Here is a 21,006-nt window from a genome sequence, read left to right on the forward strand (position 1 = left end):
CACTAGACTACAATAGACGTAAAAAAGCCCGCAGAGCTTGTGCTGTGCGGGCTTAGTAGACTTTACTGAACTTCAGTACATCAATATTTGGTGGAGCTGGCGGGAGTTGAACCCGCGTCCGAAATTTCTACATCCTCGGTACTACATGCTTAGTTTGTCTTTACATTCGCACGCCAGCTGCGGACAGACACGCCACTAACGAACTAGCCTGATTAGTTTTAACGCTTCAACCCCAGGCAGGGTTTCCACGCGATCTCTTTTGGGTTTGACCTCTCTTTGATCCCCGTCTTAAGAGCGGAAGCTAGGGAGAGAGGGCTCTTAGCAGGTTATTAAGCTGCTAAAGCGTAGTTTTCGTCGTTTGCGACTATTTTTTTGCGGCTTTTAACGAGGCAAACCGCCCCTCGGCATGCACCTTGGGTTTCGCAAATCCCGTCGAATCCAGAATCAGCCCCAATAGTGTTGAACTCAGTATACCAGATTTTACTTCCTCGACACCAGCCCGAAACGCTAACTTATTGAATAGTACAATAAGTGCGCAGAATCAACGTCCTGCGTTTTTCATGATACGTGCTTTGTCGAGCTGCCACTCGCGTGCTTTCAGGTCAGTACGCTTGTCGTGTTGTTTCTTACCTTTCGCCACGCCGATTTTCACTTTGCACCAGGCGTTTTTCCAGTACAAAGAGAGTGCCACCACTGTGAAGCCTTCACGGTTGATGCGTCCGTAGAGGGATTCCAGTTCGCGCTTGTTTAGCAGCAGCTTACGGGTGCGGGTAGGATCGCAAACGTAATGTGAAGAGGCGACGGTCAGCGGCGTAAAGTTCGCGCCGAACAGGAAGGCCTCACCGTCTTTCAGGATCACGTAGCTGTCGCCGATATTGGCTTTCCCGGCACGCAGCGATTTTACTTCCCAGCCCTGCAACGCAAGGCCGGCCTCGAATTCTTCTTCGATGAAATACTCGTGGCGAGCACGCTTGTTAAGCGCAATGGTCGCCGAACCAGGTTTATGTGCTTTTTTCTTCGTCATAAGTGTCGTAAAGCCGTCGGTAATCTGATTTTAAAAAGTCACCTCATTGCGTCCTGTGAGGTCTAACGCGCTATATTAGCACGAGATAAGGCTTAGCGTTTTTTTAACAGGTGATAAATGTTATTATTTGTCTGTTGTGTGACCATGGAAAATGCTATGCCTCAGATTAGCCGTACTGCGCTTGTTCCCTACAGCGCGGAACAAATGTATCAGTTAGTGAACGACGTTCAGTCCTATCCGGAATTTATTCCAGGATGCACCGGTAGCCGGGTGCTGGAATCCGGCCCGACGCAGATGACTGCGGCCGTGGATGTCTCCAAAGCGGGGATCAGCAAAACGTTCACCACGCGCAATACCCTGACGAGCAATCAGAGTATTTTGATGCATCTGGTGGATGGTCCGTTTAAAAAACTGATGGGAGGGTGGAAGTTTACGCCATTGAGCGCTGACGCCTGCCGCATTGAGTTTCATCTGGATTTTGAATTTACCAATAAGCTGATCGAACTGGCGTTTGGCCGAATCTTTAAAGAGCTGGCCTCGAATATGGTTCAGGCGTTCACCACGCGCGCCAAAGAGGTTTACAGTGTCGCATAAGATTGCTGTTGAGGTGGTGTATGCGCTGCCGGAGAAGCAGTATTTGCAGCGCGTGATGCTTGAAGAGGGTGCCACCGTTGAGGCGGCTATCCGGGCCTCCGGCATCCTTGAACTTCGCCGTGATATTGACCTGGCGAAGAATAAAGTCGGCATTTATAGCCGTCCGGTTAAGCTCGGTGATGTGCTGAAAGAGGGCGACAGGGTTGAAATCTATCGTCCGCTGATTGCCGACCCGAAAGAGTTGCGCCGTCAGCGAGCAGAGAAATCCGGTAAGTAGCCAAATAAATGTACACAAAAAAGGTGCTCATTGAGCACCTTTTTGCGTTGCTGACGCCTGATTATTTGGTCAGGGCAGGCTTGTTGTCGATGTTAGTCAGCACGCCGCCACTGCTGAAGGTCAGCGTCAGGGTTTGCTGGGTTACATCTTCATGACCAGGCTGCTGGCGGAATACATAGAACCAGGTGTTTGTGCCGAACGGATCGGACATCATCGGGGTTCCCAGGGCATAAGCGACCTGCTGTTGTGTCATACCCACGCGGATTTTGGACACATCGTTAGGGGTAAGGTAGTTCCCCTGGTTGATGTCAGGACGGTAAACCACTTTCTCCAGAGTGGAACAGCCTGCGGTCAACATCAGAAGAACCGCTGCGGCAGCGGTCAGCGTTTTACAGCGCATAGTGATTTGATTCCTTTTCGGGCCCGAGCAGTACGCGGCTCATATGTAATATGCCGATGATAATAGACCTTGCCCCACTTTGAAACCGGTCTGGCGGCGTTTTTGTTGTTCTGTATGACCCTGAGATCCCGAAAAAGTTTATGCCGCCAGCAGTTCTTTCGCATTCGCGAGGGTATTGCGAGTGACTTCACTGCCGCCGAGCAAGCGTGCCAGCTCCTGCAAGCGTGAGCGTTTATCCAGCGGCTTCATGTGCGTTTCCGTCATTTCACCATCGGTTTCCTTGCTGACGATAAAGTGGTGATGACCACATCCGGCGACCTGCGGCAGGTGAGTCACACACATGACTTGCGTCGATTCACCCAACTGACGCAGCAGTTTGCCGACAACGGCCGCGGTCGGGCCGCTGATACCCACATCCACTTCATCGAAAATCAACGCCGGGGTTTCCATTTTACGGGCGGTAATCACCTGAATGGCCAGGGCGATACGCGACAGTTCACCACCGGAAGCCACTTTCGAAATTGCCTGCAAAGGCTGGCCCGGGTTGGTGGTGACGCGGAATTCTACGCGGTCTGCGCCTTCCGCCGTCAGGTGATTCTCTTCAAAGCGAACATCTATGGTGAACACCCCATGCGGCATCGCCAGCGTATGCATGCTGTCGGTAATGTGCTGGCTAAGCTCCTGCGCATAGTGTTGCCGCACGTCGTGCAGCCGTTTCGCCGTTTCCAGCGCCTGCTGATGATGCAGATTAACCGCCAGAGACAAGGTTTCAAGGGAATCGGCCTGATCGTCCAACTGCTGCTGTTCCTCCAGCAGAGACTGATAGTAATTCGGCAGCTCTTCCGGGGTAACGTGATGCTTACGCGCCAGTGAAATCTGACGGGAGATGCGTTGCTCAAGCTCGAACAGACGGTTCGGGTCGAGATCCAGACGTTCACAGTAGTGGCGCAGCTCATCCCCGGCTTCTGAAATCTGAATCGCGGCCTCTTCCAGCATTTCCAGTACGCCAGAAAGCTTATTGTCCATGCCGGTCAGTTCGGTCACAAGCTGACGCACGTTGTACAGCTGGCTCTGCAAATTCACGTCTTCGCCATCCGCCAGCATGTTAAGGGCAGTCTGGCTGGTGGAGAGCAGCTGACCGCTGTTGGCCAGACGCTTGTACTCTTCGTCGATTTGCTCAAATTCACCCGCCTGCGGGTTAAATTCGTTCAGCTCTTTCAGCTGATATTCCAGCAGCTCGGCGCGCGCGGTACGCTCCTGGCTTTGCTGCTGATGCTGCGCAAGTTCGCGGCAGCTTTGATGCCACTGACGATAGTGCTCCGCCATGAGTTGAGTAAGCGCGTACTCACCTGCGTAGCCATCAAGCAGGGCTTTCTGTTGTTCGGGTTTGATTAACTGCTGGTGCGCATGCTGACCATGGATCTGGATGAGCAGCTGGCCCAGCTCGCGAAGCTGGGAGAGGGGAACCGCTGTACCATTGATAAAACCGCGGGAGCGGCCATCGCTGCTGATGACGCGGCGAAGTAAACACTCACGTCCGTCTTCGAGCTGGTTTGCTTCCAGCCAGCGCAGGGCGGCAGGTGTGTCTTTTAACGAGAAGCGGGCGCAGAGATCGGCACGGGCGGCGCCTGTGCGCACTATATCCCCCTCTGCACGACCACCGAGGCACAAGCCGAGGGCATCAATGGCAATGGATTTACCTGCACCGGTTTCACCGGTAATCGCCGTCATTCCGCTATGGAAGTCGATTTCAAGCTCACGAACAATGGCAAAGTTGCTGATGGTCAGTTGTGCCAGCATAATTGTTTTCCTGTATGAAAAACCATAACTGTGTTTGTATACAGTATAAACTGGTTTTATATACAGTAAAGTGCTGTATGCAAAATCAGAACAATTTTTTTGACCAGCCGAGCTTGGAGCTTAATGTGTTGAAATAGCTGTAATCTTTTGGGTGAATGAGGTTCAGGTGGTAATCGCAGCGGCGAATGAGGACATCTTCACCTTCCTGAATGGGGAGCGCAATCTGACTGTCGCAGCTGATCTCCAGATCGCTGCGGCGATGAGAAAAACGCAGGCGGATGGTGCTGTCGCCGTTGATCACCAGCGGACGCGCCGAGAGCGTATGCGGGAACATCGGCACCAGGGTAATGGCATCCAGCGATGGCGTAAGGATTGGACCTCCGGCTGAAAGCGAGTAGGCGGTGGACCCCGTCGGGGTTGAAATAATCAGCCCGTCAGACCGCTGCGAGAAAGCGAAGATTTCGTCGATATAGACTTCGAATTCGATCATGTGCGCCACTTTACCGGGGTGGAGAACCACCTCGTTAATGGCGGTGCTGATGCGCTTCTGGCAGTCCTGCTGACACACCTGGGCTTCCAGCAAAAACCTTTTTTCACTGATATAGTGGCCTTCCAGCACGTCCGCCAGCTGCTGCTGCGCATTGTCCGGGTCGAGGTCGGTCAGGAAACCGAGATTGCCACGGTTAACACCAATAACCTTAATATCATAGCGAGCCAGCGTTCGCGCCGCGCCCAGCATATTGCCGTCGCCACCGACCACCACGGCGAGATCCGCCTGCTGGCCAATTTCCGCCAGCGTGCCGGTTCTGACGCTTTTAAGCTGCAACTCCTGGGCAATCTGCTGCTCGACCATCACTTCATAGCCTTTACCACACAGCCAGCGATACAACATTTCATGTGTCGTCAATGCGGTAGGGTGACGCGGATGGCCGACGATCCCAATACACCTGAAATGATTATTCATTTTCTGGAGGTCCTTGTGCCTGATGAATGATGACAATCTGCCTTGTTCCCTTGAATCCAGGAAACTGATCCCCATAATAAGCGAAGTTAGCGAGATGAATGCAGAAAAACGCGGAGAAATTCATGAGTAGTAAAGAACAGAAAACGCCTGAGGGGCAAGCCCCTGAAGAAATTATCACGGAACAGCACGATGAAGTTGAGGCAGTAGAGCCAGACACGTCTGCTGAGCAGGTGGACCCGCGCGATGAAAAAATTGCCAACCTGGAAGCTCAGTTGGTAGAAGCGCAGAATCGCGAACGCGATGGCGTACTGCGTATCAAAGCGGAAATGGAAAACCTGCGCCGTCGTACCGAGCTGGACGTTGAAAAGGCGCACAAATTTGCGCTGGAGAAATTCGTCAACGAACTGCTTCCGGTGATCGACAGCCTGGATCGCGCGCTGGAAGTGGCGGATAAAGCTAACCCGGATAACGCGGCGATGATTGAAGGCATTGAGCTGACGCTGAAATCCATGCTGGATGTGGTGCGTAAGTTCGGTGTTGAAGTGATTGCCGATACGGATGTACCTCTGGATCCAAACGTTCACCAGGCCATTGCGATGGTGGAATCCGAAGACGTTGCCGCGGGTAACGTGCTGGGCGTGATGCAGAAAGGGTATACCCTGAACGGTCGTACTATTCGCGCTGCGATGGTGACCGTGGCGAAAGCTAAAGCGTAATTTGCCGACCCGTAGTGCCGGGTGGCGGCTTCGCCTCACCCGGCCTACAACATTACTCGGCGATACTTTCGCGTAAAGGTTTAACGGGCAGGACCTTCACCTGCTTAATCATGTTGTCCTGAACGTCCAGAATATCAATATCATACTGCTCAATACGCACGCGCGTGCCTGCCGCCGGGATCTCTTCCAGCGCTTCCAGGATCATTCCGTTCATCGTCCGCGCTTCGTCTTCCGGCAAATGCCAGTTGAACGCTTTATTGATTTCACGAATGTTAGCGCTGCCGTCGATAAGCACTGACCCGTCGTTTTGCGGGGTGACTTCTTCCGCAAGGGAAGGCGACATCGAGGTGGTAAAGTCCCCGACAATCTCTTCCAGAATATCTTCGACCGTCACCAGCCCCTGTATATCGCCGTATTCATCCACCACCAGGCCGACTTTCTTCTTGTTGCGCTGGAACTTCACCAGCTGCGTGCTGAGTGGGGTGCCTTCCGGCACGTAGTAAATTTCGTCGGCGGCACGCAGCATTACCTCTTTGGTGAACTCGTTTTTCTCAGTCATCAGGCGATAGGCCTCGCGCACACGCAGCATGCTGATGGCATCGTCGAGAGAATCGCGGTAGAGGACGATACGCCCGTGCGGGGAGTGCGTCAGCTGGCGGACAATGGCCTTCCAGTCGTCGTTGATATCAATCCCGACGATTTCATTGCGCGGCACCATGATGTCGTCAACGCTGACCTTTTCCAGATCCAGCACCGACAGGAGCATGTCCTGATTGCGGCGGGAGATCTGCGAGCGGGATTCGTTCACGATGGTACGCAGTTCGTCTTTGCTGAGCGCGCTACTAATGGTGACGTCTGCCTTTATACCGACCATGCGCATCAGCACCCGTGTCACCATATTCAGCAGCCAGACCAGCGGCATCATCAGAATAAGCAGCGGTGCTAACAGGAAGCTGCTCGGGTAGGCGACTTTTTCCGGGTAAAGCGCCGCGATGGTTTTGGGCAGCACTTCCGCAAACACCAGTACCACAAACGTGAGCACACCTGTGGCAATCGCCACGCCTGCGTTGCCGTACAGACGCATCCCGACGATGGTGCCCAGTGCAGAGGCGAGAATATTGACCAGGTTGTTACCGATAAGCACCAGGCTAATCAGACGGTCCGGCTTACGTAGAAGCTTTTCGACACGACGCGCGGCACGGTTACCCTGCTTGGCGCGATGACGTAACCGGTAGCGGTTCAGCGTCATCATGCCGGTTTCAGAGCCAGAGAAATAAGCGGAGATGACCACCATGATGACCAGAATGACGATCAGCGTGGTGGTAGAGATGTGTTCCAGGGGGAACTCCTTTTGTTACTTAGCCAGCAAATTGCTGTATGAAGCGGCTACCAAAATAGGCAAGCGTGAGAATGCCCGCACCCGCAACGTTGAACCAGACCACGCGGCGACCGCGCCAGCCTTCATGATAATGGCCCCATAACAGGACAATATAGACAAACCACGCGATGATGGAGAGCACCGCTTTATCGATATTCTCCACGCTGAACAGGTTCTTCATGTAAAACAGCCCGGTGCAGAGCGTGAGCGTCAGCAGAACCACGCCGACCTGGGTGATGTGGAACATCTTACGCTCAATCACCATCAGCGGCGGCATTTCGTGGTTAAACGCCAGCTTTTTATTTTTCAGCTGGTAGTCAATCCAGGCGAGCTGCATGGCGTAAAGGGCGGCGATGATCAGCGTCGCGTAGGCAAATAGCGACAGGCCGATATGCACCAGCATCCCCGGCGTGGCTTCCAGGTGAGTAATAAACTCATTGGGCATGAACGTGGCTAACGCCAGATTGATCAGCGCAAAGGCGTAGACTATCGGCAGCAGCAGCCAGCCACGGTTTTTAGACGCGACAATGGTCATGACCGTACAGATCATCAGGCTGACCAGCGAGCCGACGTTCAGTACGCTCAGATTTTGCACGCTGCCGTCGCCGGGGAGAATGCGTGATTCCAGCGCAAAGGCGTGGCTAATCAGTGCGATCACCGCCGAAAGAATAGCCATGCGCCGCCAGCCGCTGTTTTTTTGCAGCAGGCCAGGAATGATCAGCGCGAGGCTGACAGAGTAGGCAACAAGGGCGATCAGTGCGAAAACAGGCATATAGGCGTCGACAGTTGTCTTAATAAGAAAGAGAAGCAGTATAACGTTACGTGACGCCTGCTCCAACCGTTGCATAACAACAAAGGCGCCTTCATGTTATACTCCGGCAAAATTCTGTGTATGTGTCGCCCAGGCGACCTAACGTTTCTACCCCAGGCGAGAGACAATGTTTGATAATTTAACCGATCGTTTGTCGCGCACGCTGCGCAACATCAGCGGCCGTGGACGCCTCACCGAAGAGAACATCAAGGAAACGCTGCGCGAAGTGCGCATGGCGCTGCTGGAAGCAGACGTCGCGTTGCCGGTCGTGCGTGACTTTATCAACCGCGTGAAAGAGAAAGCGGTTGGCCATGAAGTGAACAAGAGCCTGACTCCGGGTCAGGAGTTCGTCAAAATCGTCCGTAACGAGCTGGTTTCGGCGATGGGCGAAGAGAACCAGGTGCTTAACCTGGCGGCTCAGCCGCCAGCCGTCGTGCTGATGGCGGGTCTGCAAGGTGCGGGTAAAACCACCAGCGTCGGTAAGCTGGGGAAATTCCTGCGCGAAAAGCACAAGAAAAAGGTGCTGATGGTGTCGGCGGACGTGTATCGCCCGGCGGCGATCAAACAGCTGGAAACGCTGGCCGAGCAGGTTGGCGTGGACTTCTTCCCGTCCGACGTGGCCCAGAAGCCTGTCGACATCGTTAACGCGGCGCTGAAAGAGGCGAAGCTGAAATTCTACGACGTGCTGCTGGTGGATACCGCCGGTCGACTGCACGTTGACGAAGCGATGATGGACGAAATCAAGCAGGTTCATGCCTCTATCAATCCAGTAGAGACCCTGTTTGTTGTTGACGCCATGACCGGTCAGGATGCGGCAAACACCGCAAAAGCGTTTAACGAAGCCCTGCCGTTAACCGGCGTGGTGCTGACCAAAGTCGACGGCGATGCCCGCGGCGGTGCGGCGCTGTCTATTCGTCATATTACCGGTAAGCCAATTAAGTTCCTCGGCGTGGGCGAGAAAACCGAAGCGCTGGAGCCGTTCCATCCGGATCGTATTGCCTCCCGTATCCTCGGCATGGGCGACGTGCTGTCGCTGATCGAAGATATTGAAAGCAAGGTTGACCGCGCCCAGGCGGAAAAACTCGCCAGCAAGCTGAAAAAAGGTGACGGTTTCGATCTGACCGACTTCCTTGAGCAGCTGCGTCAGATGAAAAACATGGGCGGCATGGCAAGCCTGATGGGCAAACTGCCAGGCATGGGCCAGATCCCGGACAACGTCAAATCCCAGATGGATGACAAAGTGCTGGTGCGTATGGAGGCCATCATCAACTCGATGACGCTGAAAGAGCGCGCGAAGCCAGAAATCATCAAAGGTTCCCGTAAACGCCGTATCGCTGCCGGTTGCGGCATGCAGGTGCAGGACGTAAACCGCCTTCTGAAACAGTTCGACGACATGCAGCGCATGATGAAGAAAATGAAGAAAGGCGGCATGGCGAAGATGATGCGCGGCATGAAAGGCATGATGCCGCCCGGTTTTCCTGGGCGATAATCGCTTTTGAGATTGCTTTTTGCCCGAAAATGAGTAAAATTTTCGGGCTTTTAATATGACACCCGGGCTCCGTTCCTCGATGGGGCCCGGTTGTTTTATTCACACAAGAGGATGTTATGGTAACTATTCGTTTAGCACGTCACGGCGCTAAAAAGCGTCCGTTCTACCAGGTTGTTGTGACTGACAGCCGTAATGCACGCAACGGTCGCTTCATCGAGCGCGTTGGTTTCTTCAACCCACTGGCCGCTGGCGCAGAAGAAGAAACCCGTCTGGATCTGGATCGTATCGCTCACTGGGTTGGCCAGGGCGCTACTGTTTCCGATCGCGTTGCTACGCTGATCAAAGCAGCAAACAAAGCAGCTTAATCTGTCACGGTGGTCATGATGAGCAATAAAGCACCTGTTGAACCGATCGTATTGGGAAAAATGGGTTCTTGCTACGGTATCCGTGGTTGGCTCAGAGTGTTTTCCTCCACTGAAGACGCTGATAGCATTTTTGATTACCAGCCCTGGTTTATCCAGAAAGCCGGTAAGTGGGAAGAGGTCGAGCTGGAAAGCTGGCGTCACCACAATCAGGACATCATCATCAAGCTGAAAGGCATTGACGATCGTGATGCCGCGAATGCGCTGACTAATTGTGAGATTGTCGTGGATTCGTCGCAGTTGCCGCAGCTGGAAGAGGGTGACTACTACTGGAAAGACCTTATGGGTTGCCAGGTAGTGACCACTGAAGGCTACAGCCTGGGGAAAGTCATCGACATGATGGAAACCGGGTCAAATGACGTTCTCGTCATTAAGGCAAACCTGAAAGATGCATTTGGCATCAAGGAGCGGTTGGTTCCGTTCCTCGATGGACAGGTTATCAAGAAAGTCGATCTCACTACTCAAACCATTGAAGTAGATTGGGATCCTGGTTTTTAAATTCTCCGGATAAACGGTAAAAGACGGCGCTATGTGGATTGGCATAATTAGCCTGTTTCCTGAAATGTTCCGCGCGATTACCGATTACGGGGTAACTGGCCGGGCAGTAAAGAATGGCCTGCTGAGCATCCAGAGCTGGAGTCCTCGTGACTTCACGCACGACCGGCACCGTACCGTGGACGATCGTCCTTACGGCGGCGGACCGGGGATGTTGATGATGGTGCAACCCTTACGGGACGCCATTCACACAGCAAAAGCCGCGGCAGGTGAAGGCGCGAAGGTGATTTATCTGTCACCTCAGGGACGCAAGCTTGATCAAGCGGGCGTGAGCGAACTGGCGACGAATCAAAAACTGATTCTGGTCTGTGGTCGCTACGAAGGAATAGATGAGCGCGTAATTCAAACCGAGATTGACGAAGAATGGTCTATCGGCGATTACGTTCTCAGCGGTGGTGAGTTACCGGCAATGACGCTGATTGACTCCGTCGCCCGGTTTATTCCGGGGGTTCTGGGCCATGAAGCTTCGGCAACGGAAGATTCCTTTGCCGATGGGTTGCTGGACTGTCCACACTATACTCGTCCTGAAGTGTTAGAAGGGATGGAAGTCCCGGCAGTGTTACTGTCTGGAAACCATGCCGAGATACGTCGCTGGCGTTTGAAGCAGTCGCTGGGCCGAACCTGGCTTAGAAGACCTGAACTTCTGGAAAACCTGGCTCTGACTGAAGAGCAAGCAAAGTTGCTGGCCGAGTTCAAAACTGAACACGCGCACCAGCAGCATGAACATGATGGGAAAGCGTAATACGCTCCCGAATATCAGTTTACCCAGGATAAGAGATTAAATTATGAGCAACATTATTAAGCAACTTGAACAAGAGCAGATGAAGCAGGACGTACCTTCCTTCCGTCCAGGTGACACCGTGGAAGTGAAAGTATGGGTTGTTGAAGGTTCCAAAAAACGTCTGCAGGCATTCGAGGGCGTGGTTATCGCTATTCGTAACCGCGGTCTGCACTCTGCATTCACTGTTCGTAAAATTTCCAACGGCGAAGGCGTTGAGCGTGTCTTCCAGACTCACTCTCCGGTAGTTGACAGCATTGCTGTTAAACGTCGTGGTGCTGTACGTAAAGCTAAACTGTACTACCTGCGTGAGCGTACTGGTAAGTCTGCTCGTATTAAAGAGCGTCTGAACTAAGATTCGCTTAAGCGACATCCTGTTAGAAAGGGCTGGCCGAAAGGCTGGCCCTTTTTTTATCCCATCGCACCTCTCGCGTTAACCCTTCCGTCATAAATCATTTACAATGTTCGCCTCTTGGGTGGAGGGTAAGTGGATAACGTACTGCATCAGCATAGCTGGAAACGCGCAGCGGCATTGACCGCGCTGTTTGCGATCCTGCTGATCGTCGTGGCGCCGCTGATCTCCGTCTCGCTGCAAAAAGATCCCATGAGCGCCATGCCGGGCATGCACCACGACATGAGCATGATGTCGGTGGACGAGCATCATGGTGATATGACGCATTCTATGCCAGTTGACCATGCTGAAGCATGCGGCTACTGCGTGCTGTTAGCGCATGTTCCGGGCGTGATGCTGGCGCTTATCGTTCTGCTCAGCGTGGTGTTGCAGCGGCTGCGCGTGAAGCCGCCTCGTCAGGCGGTCAGCCACTGGCACTTTTTCCCCTGGCTTTACCCTGATACCCGCGCGCCGCCGCGTCGGTCTGCTTTCTCCCTTTAAAACAAAATCACTCACTTTTTGCCTTAAATAGGAAAAGTATGACTACCTGCACTCCGCGCGCGGCATGGGGAAACCTGCTGCGTCGCCTCCATTTCTATATCGGGCTGTTTGTCGGTCCGTTTATCTTCTTCGCAGCGCTGACCGGTACGCTGTATGTCGCCACGCCGCAGCTTGAAAATGCGCTGTACCATTATGCACTCCACACGGATGCCGTTGGTGAGGCGCAGCCTCTTGCTGAACAAATTGCCGTGGCAGAAAAGGCCGTGGGTTCAGCGCTGCGTTTACATGCTGTTCGTCCGGGGCTGGAAGAGGGTGAAACGACCCGCGTGATGTTTGCCGACCCGGCGCTGGGTCCCTCCGAGCATCGGGCTATTTTTATTGATCCCGCCAGCCTTGAGGTTCGAGGGGATATGACTGTGTACGGCACCAGCGGGATTTTACCGCTGCGTCAGACTATCGATTATCTGCATACCTCGCTGATGCTGGGCAACATCGGGCGCCTCTATAGCGAGTTAGCCGCCTCGTGGATGTGGGTTGCTGCCCTGGGCGGGATCGCGCTGTGGTTCTACACCCGACCGAAGCGCCGTATTAACAATCGTTTCCAGAATCGTCGTCGCCTGCATGTGATCTTAGGCTGGACGTTACTGACGGGAATGCTGCTGTTCTCAGTCACCGGGTTAACCTGGTCACAATGGGCCGGTGGCAACGTCGATAAGCTGCGTGCAGAGATGAACTGGCTGACGCCGCAGGTAAATACCACCCTTTCCGGTGCGCCGGAAATGAGGGATGAACACGCCGAACATCGTGGTCATCACGGGGGAATGACGATGCCTGAAATGCCTGTTGAACTGTCGCTTTTTGACAGCGTATTGCAGGCCGCCCGCCAGTCAGGAATTGATGCGAAAAAGGTTGAGATCCGCCCGGCAAGCAGGGACGACCAGGCCTGGACGGTGACGGAAATCGATCGCCGCTGGCCGACGCAGGTTGATGCCGTTGCCGTGGATCCCCACTCACTGAAGGTGCTGGACAGCACTCGCTTCGGGGATTTCCCGCTGATGGCTAAACTCACCCGCTGGGGCGTGGATTTCCATATGGGGATCCTGTTTGGTCTGGCAAATCAGCTGCTGCTCATCGCGTTTGGCGTTGCGCTGTGCGTGTTGATTATCTGGGGATACCGGATGTGGTGGATGCGTCGCCCTGCAACGTCAGCCGCGAACCCGGTACAGACGCTCTGTCAAAGCTGGCTGGCATTGCCGCTGTGGGGAAGGGGAGTGACGTTCCTGATAAGCCTCCTGCTGGGGCTGGCGTTGCCGGTAATGGGCGTCAGTCTGGTGGTCTTTATTGTGATTGACTGGCTGCGCTGGCGAGCGGTTTCAGGCGTGTCGCTCGCCGGAACATCCGTTAAATAGCCTTAAGGCGTGCTGATGACTACCGCAACCCGGCGGTTTTCAGCGCGCCCCTGTGCAGTGCGGTTGCTGCTGACAGGGTATTTTTTGCCTAAGCCCCGCGTGGTGAGGTTGCTGCGCGGGATGTTCGCGCCCTTCGCCCAGGCATCCGCCACAACATTGGCACGTTTTAACGAAAGCGCTTCGTTGTAGCTCTCTTCGCCATAGTTATCCGTATGGCCATCCATCCGGGCGTGGTTCAGGCCGGTTGCCGCCAGGCGTGAGGCCATAGTCTGGATCTGCGTTTCACTTTCCGGGCGCAGCCTGGCGTCATTTTTATCAAACAGGATCTTATCTGACAGGCCCAGAGACCAGTCGCCATTCAGTTCGTTAAAGCCATAGGATTTCATGGCCGCGATTTGCTCTGGCGTGAATTTCCCTTCAGGGGATGACTGGCATCCGGACATTGCCAGTGATGCCAGTAACAACGGCGCAAAATATCGCTGTAACATATCGTCTTCCTTTCAGGATATTGTTTTCGAACGCTGGTTTTTGACCAGATACATATTGCGATCGGCTTGCTCCAGTAAGGCCTCAACGGAGGCATTTTCCCACGCCAGAGCAAAGCCAATGCTGAGTGACATTGATGCTGTGTGCCCGTTATGCAGATCAAACGGACGGATAAATTGCTGCGACAGCGCAGCGCAAATATATTCGACCTCACGCGCGGTGTGGACACCGTAAAGAATCATGGCAAATTCGTCGCCGCCAAGACGGTAAGACTGATGACGTTTTTCGCCAAATTCGACCATCCTTTTTGCGGCTTCGATCAGAACGCAGTCACCCGCGGCATGACCCCAGGTGTCATTGATAAACTTGAAGTTATCACCGTCCAGAAATAGCAGGGCGGAATTGGTTTTTGCCGAAGCGTCATTCATTAATGCTGCAATGTTGTTGCGAAACGCGGCGCGGTTTGCAAGCCCCGTGAGCGGATCGTGCATGGCGGTACGCAACAGTTGAGCGTTTTTCGCCTGTAGTTTGAGCTGCCACTCTTCCATTTCATCCAGCAGGCTGTTGAAGTCTTCTCCAAACTGGTGGAACTCTTCAATGCGGCCTTCCGTTACCCGGCGAGAAAAGTTGCGGTTGGTGCGAACGTCATGCACAACGTCAGTGATGTTTTGCATTTCAACAACCATGCCATGATGTAGCGAGCGGGTGATGGTCAATGCGACGGCAGAAGCAAAAAGAATGCACCCGGTGAGGACTGCAAACGAGAGCCAGATAAAGTGGCTAATCAGGCTGTCGCGTGCGGTCAGACGAATTTCGCCAATCACATTGCCGTTATGTATGATGGGCTGTGCGACAGGAACAGGGAACAGCCACCGGTTGACCAGCGCGCCCAGCGTGTCGGTATTATCCGCCGGGTTCCACGACCACCAGGCAAACCGTTTATGATGTGCATTAAGCACTTCCGCCACGGCAAACTGCCCCTGCTTGCCGAGGGTCGCCAGCGTTTCATTTGCTGCCATGGCATCGTTGAACACCAGAGAGGCTTCAAGGCTGTGGCTCATGGTGGCGCCGGTAAGTTCGAGGTTTTTTTGCGCGTATTGCTTTAATGTCACCACGGAAGCGAAACACAGCAGCAACCATATAAACGTCATCGTTATAATGACGCTTATCATGCTGATTCGCCGCAACGTTCTTTTAAACGTCGGACGCGGTGTTGGTACGACTTCCTTATTCATGCTTCTTATTCCGTGCGAGCATTAATACATCCGGATTGACTCTTACGCCACTGCGCGCCAGCGCATCCAGATTTACGGAAAACCTGACCTGGTTGTGCTCTATTATCAGACAAAATGCGCTGCCAATAACGCATTCAGGATTTTGTTCTGACATTAATAGCAACGCCTGGCCCTGATATTGATTTATTATTTCCTGTTGTTTTGCTGGCGACTCGCTCCCGAAATAGAGGGCATCGCACCTTGCAGTGAGTGCTTCCCGATCGCTATGCACAATGACAGGACTATAGGGCAACGGGTTGTGTTCATCTTCACTGCTGAGCGCCTGTCTGTAATGGGAAGAGGCATAAATACAGAGCTTAGGCTGGCCAGACAGTGCTGGCCATCGGGTGTAGCTCACGATACCAGAAACAATCAAACGTACTGATTTATCCGTTTCAGTGAACGAGCCTGCCTTTGCCGGGGCCACTAAAATGAACAGCATTAGCGCCAGGGGGAGTCGGAGCAAAGCGATCAAGATTGCATTTCTCATCAGAATCCGCCAAACCGCCCCGGAAATAGATGTCCTTAAGAATTGTCGGCAGAATACCATTGTTTATCAAAGCCGTCATTATGTCAGAAATATCCCTGTTTTGACCTAAGCTAAATCTACAGTGAGCTATATTCAGAGGAATTAAGGCAGGCTCAATTAAGCCTGCTGGAACGCATACTTTCATCCAATCCTTGTTGCCAGGATTCATGCAGTTTTACTGCATTTTCAGTTGTATCGCAGCTGGCAGGAAATGATTTTCCCGCTAATCCCCAGGCGTGAATAAAGCCCTCTTCGCATATTTTTTTCTGTCCGTCAGCGTAGCCACGAAGATATTCCCCTCGATCAACCTGAGGGTCATTAAAACTATCGGCCAGAGCCTGGTTATCTTTAACCGGAACACCATTCATAGCGTCTTCTTTACCGGCAGTGAACCAGTCCGGGCTGGCCCAGCCAGGCTGAAAAGTATAAGGATTGATCTGGCAACCCGACAAAATCAGCGACAACAACATGAGAGTAATTGAACGCATGGCTATTCTCCTTTTTGTGAGCATAGCCTGGCTTATAAGCGTTCGCGTGTAATTTTAAATTTACGGTTTCAGGCCATTAATTTTGCAATTAAAAAGCTTCTGTAAAGTAATGTGTACGTATTTTGGATTGAAATCTTTACTTGATGTGATATCGTTGTGTCACCTCTTCGAGGAAAACCACTATCGCAAACGAGTTTGACAGGATCGCAATCATGCAAAAAGACGCGCTGAACAACGTACATATCACTGACGAACAGGTGTTAATCACCCCGGATCAACTGAAGGCGGAATTCCCGCTGAGCGTCGCGCAGGAAGCTCAGATTGAGCACTCGCGCCAGACCATTTCTGACATTATCGCAGGCCGCGATCCGCGTCTGCTGGTGGTATGTGGTCCTTGCTCCATTCACGATCCTGAAACCGCCATTGAGTACGCTCGTCGATTTAAAGCATTAGCGGAGGAGGTCAGCGATAGCCTCTATCTGGTGATGCGCGTCTATTTTGAAAAGCCACGTACTACGGTTGGCTGGAAAGGGTTGATTAACGATCCGCACATGGATGGCTCGTTTGATGTGGAAGCGGGCCTGAAGATTGCGCGTCGCCTGCTGGTGGAGCTGGTCAGCATGGGGCTGCCGCTGGCAACCGAAGCGCTGGATCCTAACAGCCCGCAGTACCTCGGCGATCTGTTTAGCTGGTCTGCGATTGGGGCGCGCACCACCGAGTCGCAAACCCACCGCGAGATGGCGTCTGGCCTGTCTATGCCGGTTGGTTTTAAAAACGGTACCGACGGCAGCCTGGCTACGGCGATTAACGCCATGCGCGCCGCCGCTATGCCCCATCGTTTTGTCGGGATCAACCAGGCGGGCCAGGTATGCCTGCTGCAAACGCAGGGCAACCCGGACGGGCATGTGATCCTGCGCGGCGGTAAAGCGCCAAACTACAGCCCGGCGGATGTTGCGCAGTGTGAAAAAGAGATGGAACAGGCGGGACTGCGTCCGGCGCTGATGGTAGATTGCAGTCATGGTAATTCGAATAAAGATTACCGTCGCCAGCCTGCGGTTGCAGAATCTGTGATTGCACAGATTAAAGATGGTAACCGTTCAATTATCGGCCTGATGATTGAAAGTAATATTCATGAAGGCAATCAGTCATCGGAACAGCCGCGTAGCGCGATGAAGCCCGGCGTCTCCGTCACGGATGCCTGCATCAGCTGGGAAACCACTGATGCGCTACTGCGTGAGATCCACAAAGATTTGAACGGCCAGCTGGCGACGCGTCTGGCATAAGAGGATAGTTATGGTTGCTGAATTGACCGCATTACGCGATCAAATTGATGAAGTGGATAAGGCGTTGCTGGACCTGCTGGCGCGCCGCATGGCACTGGTTGCTGAGGTCGGCGAAGTTAAAAGCAAATACGGCCTGCCAATTTACGTTCCGGAGCGTGAGGCCTCTATGCTCGCCTCCCGCCGTAAAGAGGCACAGGCCCTGGGCGTTTCACCTGATTTGATTGAGGACGTCCTGCGTCGCGTGATGCGGGAGTCCTATTCCAGCGAAAACGACAAGGGCTTCAAAACCCTCTGTCCGTCACTGCGCCCGGTGGTTATCGTGGGTGGTGGCGGGCAGATGGGGCGTCTGTTTGAGAAAATGCTGACGCTTTCTGGCTATCAGGTGCGTATTCTGGAGAAAGAGGACTGGTCGCACGCGCCGGAGCTGATGAAAGACGCCGGAATGGTTATCGTCAGCGTACCGATTCATGTGACGGAGCAGATTATCGCGAAACTTCCTCCGCTGCCGGAAGATTGCATTCTGGTGGATCTGGCGTCCGTTAAAAATGGTCCTCTACAGGCAATGCTGGCGGCGCACACCGGGCCCGTGCTTGGGTTACACCCGATGTTTGGCCCGGACAGCGGCAGCCTGGCGAAGCAGGTAGTGGTTTACTGCGACGGTCGTCAGCCGGAAGCGTATCAGTGGTTCCTGGAACAGATTCAGGTCTGGGGGGCACGTTTGCACCGTATCAGTGCGGTTGAGCATGACCAGAACATGGCGTTTATTCAGGCGCTGCGCCACTTTGCAACCTTCGCCTATGGTCTGCACCTGGCGGAAGAGAACGTTCAGCTTGAACAATTGCTGGCGCTTTCCTCGCCAATCTATCGTCTGGAGCTGGCGATGGTCGGGCGACTGTTTGCCCAGGATCCACAGCTTTACGCCGACATCATCATGTCGTCTGAAAATAACCTGGCGCTGATCAAGCGCTACTATCAGCGTTTTGGCGAAGCGATCACTTTGCTGGAACACGGCGATAAACAAGCGTTTATCGACAGTTTCCGTAAAGTGGAGCACTGGTTCGGTGATTACGCCACGCGATTCCAGAGTGAAAGCCGCACGCTGTTGCGCCAGGCAAATGACAGTCGCCAGTAATCTGATGATGTATATACTGAAAGCCAGCATTGCTGGCTTTTTTCATTTTGGGGAACTGTCATGGCTGAACCGCAGCTGCTGTTGAACTATACCGGGCATCTGCCTGAATGCCCGACGTGGAGTGCAGAAGAGAAGGCGCTCTACTGGGCGGATATCCTGGAAGGGGAGATCCATCGGTACCATCTGCCCACCGCGGAACACTCGGTGCTCTCATTCCATGAAGAAGTTGGGTGTTTTGCCCTGCGTGAACGCGGCGGATTTATCGTCGCGATGCGAAACGCCATCTGGCTGACCGATAAACACGGCCTGCTCCAGCGTAAGGTTTGCGATAACCCATCCAACCCGCAGCTTGCACGTTTTAACGATGGAGGCACCGACCATCAGGGACGGTTTTATGCGGGCACGTTCTGGGGGCCGGGAGATTATAACGGGGCCATGTTGATGCGTATCGACAACGACCTGACGCCGAAAGTGATCCAGTGCGATATCCAGGGGCATAACGGTTTAGTGTTTAGTCCTGACAAACGGTGGATGTTTACTTCTGATACGCCGAACGGTGTGATCTACCGTACGCCGCTTGATGAGCAGGGGGAACCCGGTAAGCGCGAAGAGTTTCGCCGGTTTAGCGAGGGAGACGGTATTCCCGACGGTGCGGCAATGGATGAGGAAGGCTGCTACTGGAGCGCACTGTTTGACGGCTGGCGTATCGCACGGTTTTCACCGCAAGGCGAACAGCTGGAAGAGCACCGGCTGCCGGTACGCTGCCCGACAATGGTCTGCTTTGGCGGCGACGATATGAAAACGCTGTTTATCACCACCACGCGGGAAAATATGGAGGCGGAGGAGCTGGAGAAATACCCGCTTTCCGGTGCCATCTTCACCCTGCCTGTAAATGTGGCAGGGATGAAGAAAAGCCGCTTTATCGAACATTAAGCCGGATCGACCGGGACCACGGTTTCGCTCGGATAGCAGCCCAGCACTTTCATGGAGCGTGTGATCTCGCCCAGTTCGCGCAGGGCTTTCTGCATGGATGCAGACTCCAGGTTGGCCTGAACGTCGAGATAGAACATCTCTTCCCACGGGTTGCCATGTATTGGGCGGGATTCCAGCTTCGTCATGATCAGGTTGTGATTACGCAGCACCAGCAGCGCTTCAACCAGCGCACCCGCCTGCTGGCCGGTCGCCATCAACAGGGTGGTTTTCGCCGGGACCTGGTCCGACACGTTGATGGCCTTGCGGGCCAGAACCACGAAACGGGTGATATTCTGCGTCTGGTTGGCCAGATTGCGTTCCAGCACCTGTAAGCCATACAGCGCGCCGCCCGCTTCGCTACCGAGAGCCGCGACGGCAGGAGAGTTTGCCTGCGCCACTTTTTCCATCGCCGCCGAGGTGCTTTCGGTGTACTCAATTTTCCAGTGCGGATAACGGTTCAGGAACTGGCTGCACTGCTGGAACGGCTGCGGGTGACTGTACACCGTTTCGATCTGACTCAGATCGGTTGAGCCAGAGACCAGCACACAGTGATCGATAGGGATGGTCAACTCGCCGACTAACGACAGGCTGGTGTGCTGGAGCAAATCGTAAACATCGTTGATGGCGCCGGAACTGGTGTTCTCAATAGGCACCACGGCGTAATCTGCCTGGCCGGTTTCGACCTGGTTGAAAATGTCTGCAAATTTCGCGCAACCGCTCTCAATAAACTCTTCGAAATGGCGGGCTGCGTACTGGCGAGCCGCCAGATGAGAATAGGAGCCTTTCGGGCCGAGGAAAGCGATACGAGCAGAGTGCGGGTTGGTTTTGTTCAGATGCTGCTGGAGCAGGGCCTGTTGCGTCAGAACGGAATCTTCAATGATGAGCTGGAACAGGCGGGTGATGTAGTGCGCATCCAGATGATGCGCTTTGCCGAGTTGAATCAACCGTTCCAGTAAATCACGTTCGCGATCGATATCGCGCACCGGCCGATGGGACTCGAGCTTCGCTTTGCCCACTTCAATGGCGAGCGCGCGGCGTTCGGCCAGCAGGGCCAGTAATTTTTCGTCGAGTGCACTGATTTTTACGCGTAAATCCAGGAGCGGGTTTTCCGGTGTCATAGTGTTGTCTGTCTCATTTTATCGTTATCAATAAAAAAGGCCTCCCGGTGTGGGAGGCCTTGTTGTTCGTCTTCGCATTCTTTATCACACGACGAAACGCCTCCCGGTCAGGGGAAGGTAAAAAAGAATGCGAAGAAAAACGGCGTCTGTTTCATAAGGTCATCCTGAAAATGATAGGGTTAAAGTACCTGCACTGTTTTGATCCTGTCAATAAA

The 21,006-nt window shown here is 53.6% G+C and carries 25 protein-coding genes, 1 other RNA gene and 1 other annotated feature; of the genes, 13 read left to right on the forward strand and 13 right to left on the reverse strand.

What is annotated here, in order from left to right:
• Positions 1-88 precede the first annotated feature (88 nt).
• Positions 89-452, reverse strand: a transfer-messenger RNA (tmRNA) gene (gene ssrA, locus ACOTYB_RS19225).
• 89 nt (positions 453-541) lie between these two features.
• Positions 542-1,024: an SsrA-binding protein SmpB gene (gene smpB, locus ACOTYB_RS19230; protein WP_003863115.1), complete on the reverse strand. Its 483-nt coding sequence runs from the start codon at positions 1,022-1,024 to the stop codon at positions 542-544.
• Between the two features lie 156 nt (positions 1,025-1,180).
• Here smpB and ACOTYB_RS19235 point away from each other — a divergent pair, with 156 nt between their 5' ends.
• Together ACOTYB_RS19235 and ACOTYB_RS19240 are read left to right on the forward strand one after the other, a co-directional pair.
• Positions 1,181-1,618 (forward strand): type II toxin-antitoxin system RatA family toxin, encoded by a 438-nt coding sequence (locus ACOTYB_RS19235; RefSeq protein ID WP_003863117.1) that lies wholly within the window; start codon positions 1,181-1,183, stop codon positions 1,616-1,618.
• Entirely contained in the window at positions 1,608-1,895 is a 288-nt protein-coding gene (locus ACOTYB_RS19240) for an RnfH family protein (RefSeq protein WP_023314692.1), read from the forward strand. Before ACOTYB_RS19235 ends, ACOTYB_RS19240 begins: the two co-directional genes overlap by 11 nt.
• A 61-nt stretch (positions 1,896-1,956) precedes the next feature.
• On the opposite strand, the gene bamE is transcribed toward ACOTYB_RS19240, so the two are convergent.
• The 3 genes from bamE to nadK form a co-directional block, all read right to left on the reverse strand.
• Positions 1,957-2,295, reverse strand: coding sequence for an outer membrane protein assembly factor BamE (gene bamE / locus ACOTYB_RS19245; protein WP_032609930.1), 339 nt, complete (start codon positions 2,293-2,295; stop codon positions 1,957-1,959).
• A gap of 138 nt (positions 2,296-2,433) precedes the next feature.
• Positions 2,434-4,095, reverse strand: coding sequence for a DNA repair protein RecN (gene recN / locus ACOTYB_RS19250; protein ID WP_409249053.1), 1,662 nt, complete (start codon positions 4,093-4,095; stop codon positions 2,434-2,436).
• Between the two features lie 85 nt (positions 4,096-4,180).
• Positions 4,181-5,059, reverse strand: a complete 879-nt coding sequence (nadK, locus tag ACOTYB_RS19255; protein ID WP_003863124.1) for an NAD(+) kinase — start codon at positions 5,057-5,059, stop codon at positions 4,181-4,183.
• Between the two features lie 122 nt (positions 5,060-5,181).
• Between nadK and grpE the strand changes: the two genes are divergently transcribed.
• The gene (gene grpE / locus ACOTYB_RS19260; protein ID WP_003863126.1) at positions 5,182-5,775 is read left to right on the forward strand and encodes a nucleotide exchange factor GrpE; all 594 of its coding nucleotides are present in this window, start codon (positions 5,182-5,184) and stop codon (positions 5,773-5,775) included.
• A gap of 52 nt (positions 5,776-5,827) precedes the next feature.
• Here grpE and ACOTYB_RS19265 read toward each other — a convergent pair whose 3' ends face one another.
• Both ACOTYB_RS19265 and ACOTYB_RS19270 read right to left on the reverse strand, forming a co-directional pair.
• Positions 5,828-7,114: an HlyC/CorC family transporter gene (locus ACOTYB_RS19265; RefSeq protein WP_026094274.1), complete on the reverse strand. Its 1,287-nt coding sequence runs from the start codon at positions 7,112-7,114 to the stop codon at positions 5,828-5,830.
• 19 nt (positions 7,115-7,133) lie between these two features.
• On the reverse strand, positions 7,134-7,925 hold the full coding sequence (locus ACOTYB_RS19270) for a cytochrome C assembly family protein (protein WP_045343837.1): 792 nt from the start codon (positions 7,923-7,925) through the stop codon (positions 7,134-7,136).
• Between the two features lie 166 nt (positions 7,926-8,091).
• Here ACOTYB_RS19270 and ffh point away from each other — a divergent pair, with 166 nt between their 5' ends.
• The 7 genes from ffh to ACOTYB_RS19305 all read left to right on the forward strand — a co-directional run bounded on the left by ffh (position 8,092) and on the right by ACOTYB_RS19305 (position 13,509).
• Entirely contained in the window at positions 8,092-9,453 is a 1,362-nt protein-coding gene (ffh, locus tag ACOTYB_RS19275; protein ID WP_045343829.1) for a signal recognition particle protein, read from the forward strand.
• Positions 9,454-9,569: 116 nt separating this feature from the next.
• Positions 9,570-9,818, forward strand: a complete 249-nt coding sequence (rpsP, locus tag ACOTYB_RS19280; RefSeq protein ID WP_003863133.1) for a 30S ribosomal protein S16 — start codon at positions 9,570-9,572, stop codon at positions 9,816-9,818.
• Between the two features lie 15 nt (positions 9,819-9,833).
• Positions 9,834-10,373, forward strand: a complete 540-nt coding sequence (rimM, locus tag ACOTYB_RS19285) for a ribosome maturation factor RimM (RefSeq protein ID WP_003863136.1) — start codon at positions 9,834-9,836, stop codon at positions 10,371-10,373.
• 31 nt (positions 10,374-10,404) lie between these two features.
• Positions 10,405-11,172, forward strand: a complete 768-nt coding sequence (gene trmD / locus ACOTYB_RS19290; RefSeq protein ID WP_003863138.1) for a tRNA (guanosine(37)-N1)-methyltransferase TrmD — start codon at positions 10,405-10,407, stop codon at positions 11,170-11,172.
• A gap of 43 nt (positions 11,173-11,215) precedes the next feature.
• A complete protein-coding gene (rplS, locus tag ACOTYB_RS19295) occupies positions 11,216-11,563 on the forward strand; it encodes a 50S ribosomal protein L19 (RefSeq protein ID WP_002914145.1) in 348 nt (115 codons plus the stop codon).
• Between the two features lie 132 nt (positions 11,564-11,695).
• Entirely contained in the window at positions 11,696-12,100 is a 405-nt protein-coding gene (locus tag ACOTYB_RS19300; protein ID WP_003863141.1) for a DUF2946 domain-containing protein, read from the forward strand.
• A gap of 38 nt (positions 12,101-12,138) precedes the next feature.
• The gene (locus ACOTYB_RS19305; RefSeq protein WP_023314689.1) at positions 12,139-13,509 is read left to right on the forward strand and encodes a PepSY-associated TM helix domain-containing protein; all 1,371 of its coding nucleotides are present in this window, start codon (positions 12,139-12,141) and stop codon (positions 13,507-13,509) included.
• 2 nt (positions 13,510-13,511) lie between these two features.
• Here the strand turns inward: ACOTYB_RS19305 and ACOTYB_RS19310 are convergent, their stop codons facing one another.
• The 4 genes from ACOTYB_RS19310 to ACOTYB_RS19325 all read right to left on the reverse strand — a co-directional run bounded on the left by ACOTYB_RS19310 (position 13,512) and on the right by ACOTYB_RS19325 (position 16,286).
• The gene (locus tag ACOTYB_RS19310; protein ID WP_220153299.1) at positions 13,512-13,997 is read right to left on the reverse strand and encodes an OmpA family protein; all 486 of its coding nucleotides are present in this window, start codon (positions 13,995-13,997) and stop codon (positions 13,512-13,514) included.
• 12 nt (positions 13,998-14,009) lie between these two features.
• Entirely contained in the window at positions 14,010-15,230 is a 1,221-nt protein-coding gene (gene dgcN / locus ACOTYB_RS19315) for a diguanylate cyclase DgcN (protein ID WP_023323614.1), read from the reverse strand.
• Positions 15,223-15,759 (reverse strand): YfiR family protein, encoded by a 537-nt coding sequence (locus tag ACOTYB_RS19320; RefSeq protein WP_045343831.1) that lies wholly within the window; start codon positions 15,757-15,759, stop codon positions 15,223-15,225. The genes dgcN and ACOTYB_RS19320 overlap by 8 nt, the downstream gene beginning before the upstream one ends.
• A 152-nt stretch (positions 15,760-15,911) precedes the next feature.
• The gene (locus ACOTYB_RS19325) at positions 15,912-16,286 is read right to left on the reverse strand and encodes a DUF2799 domain-containing protein (protein WP_045343833.1); all 375 of its coding nucleotides are present in this window, start codon (positions 16,284-16,286) and stop codon (positions 15,912-15,914) included.
• 212 nt (positions 16,287-16,498) lie between these two features.
• On the opposite strand from ACOTYB_RS19325, the gene aroF reads away from it, so the two are divergent.
• From aroF to ACOTYB_RS19340, 3 genes are read left to right on the forward strand one after another with little or no spacing between them, the layout of a single operon-like run.
• Positions 16,499-17,569, forward strand: a complete 1,071-nt coding sequence (gene aroF, locus ACOTYB_RS19330; RefSeq protein ID WP_006811632.1) for a 3-deoxy-7-phosphoheptulonate synthase AroF — start codon at positions 16,499-16,501, stop codon at positions 17,567-17,569.
• Positions 17,570-17,579: 10 nt separating this feature from the next.
• On the forward strand, positions 17,580-18,701 hold the full coding sequence (gene tyrA, locus ACOTYB_RS19335) for a bifunctional chorismate mutase/prephenate dehydrogenase (protein ID WP_006811631.1): 1,122 nt from the start codon (positions 17,580-17,582) through the stop codon (positions 18,699-18,701).
• Between the two features lie 60 nt (positions 18,702-18,761).
• On the forward strand, positions 18,762-19,634 hold the full coding sequence (locus tag ACOTYB_RS19340) for an SMP-30/gluconolactonase/LRE family protein (protein ID WP_421765869.1): 873 nt from the start codon (positions 18,762-18,764) through the stop codon (positions 19,632-19,634).
• Here ACOTYB_RS19340 and pheA read toward each other — a convergent pair.
• Together pheA and pheL are read right to left on the reverse strand one after the other, a co-directional pair.
• Complete coding sequence (gene pheA / locus ACOTYB_RS19345; protein WP_023314685.1) at positions 19,631-20,791, reverse strand: bifunctional chorismate mutase/prephenate dehydratase; 1,161 nt, start codon at positions 20,789-20,791, stop codon at positions 19,631-19,633. The two genes, ACOTYB_RS19340 and pheA, sit on opposite strands and share 4 nt — an antisense overlap.
• Before the next feature lie 30 nt (positions 20,792-20,821).
• Positions 20,822-20,947 (reverse strand) — a sequence feature (Phe leader region).
• Entirely contained in the window at positions 20,899-20,946 is a 48-nt protein-coding gene (gene pheL / locus ACOTYB_RS19350) for a pheA operon leader peptide PheL (protein ID WP_100229775.1), read from the reverse strand. Its footprint overlaps the feature before it by 48 nt.
• Positions 20,948-21,006: the final 59 nt, after the last annotated feature.

The sequence above is a fragment of the Enterobacter cloacae complex sp. IR5450 genome, assembly GCF_049238665.1.
Classification (GTDB): Bacteria; Pseudomonadota; Gammaproteobacteria; order Enterobacterales; family Enterobacteriaceae; genus Enterobacter; species Enterobacter hormaechei_C.

Excerpts from the sequence above, each read along its gene's own strand:
- smpB (WP_003863115.1), bottom strand. The coding sequence starts at position 1,024 with ATGACGAAGAAAAAAGCACATAAACCTGGTTCGGCGACCATTGCGCTT.
- ACOTYB_RS19235 (WP_003863117.1), top strand. The coding sequence starts at position 1,181 with ATGCCTCAGATTAGCCGTACTGCGCTTGTTCCCTACAGCGCGGAACAA.
- bamE (WP_032609930.1), bottom strand. The coding sequence starts at position 2,295 with ATGCGCTGTAAAACGCTGACCGCTGCCGCAGCGGTTCTTCTGATGTTG.
- recN (WP_409249053.1), bottom strand. The coding sequence starts at position 4,095 with ATGCTGGCACAACTGACCATCAGCAACTTTGCCATTGTTCGTGAGCTT.
- nadK (WP_003863124.1), bottom strand. The coding sequence starts at position 5,059 with ATGAATAATCATTTCAGGTGTATTGGGATCGTCGGCCATCCGCGTCAC.
- grpE (WP_003863126.1), top strand. The coding sequence starts at position 5,182 with ATGAGTAGTAAAGAACAGAAAACGCCTGAGGGGCAAGCCCCTGAAGAA.
- ACOTYB_RS19270 (WP_045343837.1), bottom strand. The coding sequence starts at position 7,925 with ATGCCTGTTTTCGCACTGATCGCCCTTGTTGCCTACTCTGTCAGCCTC.
- ffh (WP_045343829.1), top strand. The coding sequence starts at position 8,092 with ATGTTTGATAATTTAACCGATCGTTTGTCGCGCACGCTGCGCAACATC.
- rpsP (WP_003863133.1), top strand. The coding sequence starts at position 9,570 with ATGGTAACTATTCGTTTAGCACGTCACGGCGCTAAAAAGCGTCCGTTC.
- rimM (WP_003863136.1), top strand. The coding sequence starts at position 9,834 with ATGATGAGCAATAAAGCACCTGTTGAACCGATCGTATTGGGAAAAATG.
- trmD (WP_003863138.1), top strand. The coding sequence starts at position 10,405 with ATGTGGATTGGCATAATTAGCCTGTTTCCTGAAATGTTCCGCGCGATT.
- rplS (WP_002914145.1), top strand. The coding sequence starts at position 11,216 with ATGAGCAACATTATTAAGCAACTTGAACAAGAGCAGATGAAGCAGGAC.
- ACOTYB_RS19305 (WP_023314689.1), top strand. The coding sequence starts at position 12,139 with ATGACTACCTGCACTCCGCGCGCGGCATGGGGAAACCTGCTGCGTCGC.
- ACOTYB_RS19310 (WP_220153299.1), bottom strand. The coding sequence starts at position 13,997 with ATGTTACAGCGATATTTTGCGCCGTTGTTACTGGCATCACTGGCAATG.
- dgcN (WP_023323614.1), bottom strand. The coding sequence starts at position 15,230 with ATGAATAAGGAAGTCGTACCAACACCGCGTCCGACGTTTAAAAGAACG.
- ACOTYB_RS19320 (WP_045343831.1), bottom strand. The coding sequence starts at position 15,759 with ATGAGAAATGCAATCTTGATCGCTTTGCTCCGACTCCCCCTGGCGCTA.
- ACOTYB_RS19325 (WP_045343833.1), bottom strand. The coding sequence starts at position 16,286 with ATGCGTTCAATTACTCTCATGTTGTTGTCGCTGATTTTGTCGGGTTGC.
- aroF (WP_006811632.1), top strand. The coding sequence starts at position 16,499 with ATGCAAAAAGACGCGCTGAACAACGTACATATCACTGACGAACAGGTG.
- tyrA (WP_006811631.1), top strand. The coding sequence starts at position 17,580 with ATGGTTGCTGAATTGACCGCATTACGCGATCAAATTGATGAAGTGGAT.
- ACOTYB_RS19340 (WP_421765869.1), top strand. The coding sequence starts at position 18,762 with ATGGCTGAACCGCAGCTGCTGTTGAACTATACCGGGCATCTGCCTGAA.
- pheA (WP_023314685.1), bottom strand. The coding sequence starts at position 20,791 with ATGACACCGGAAAACCCGCTCCTGGATTTACGCGTAAAAATCAGTGCA.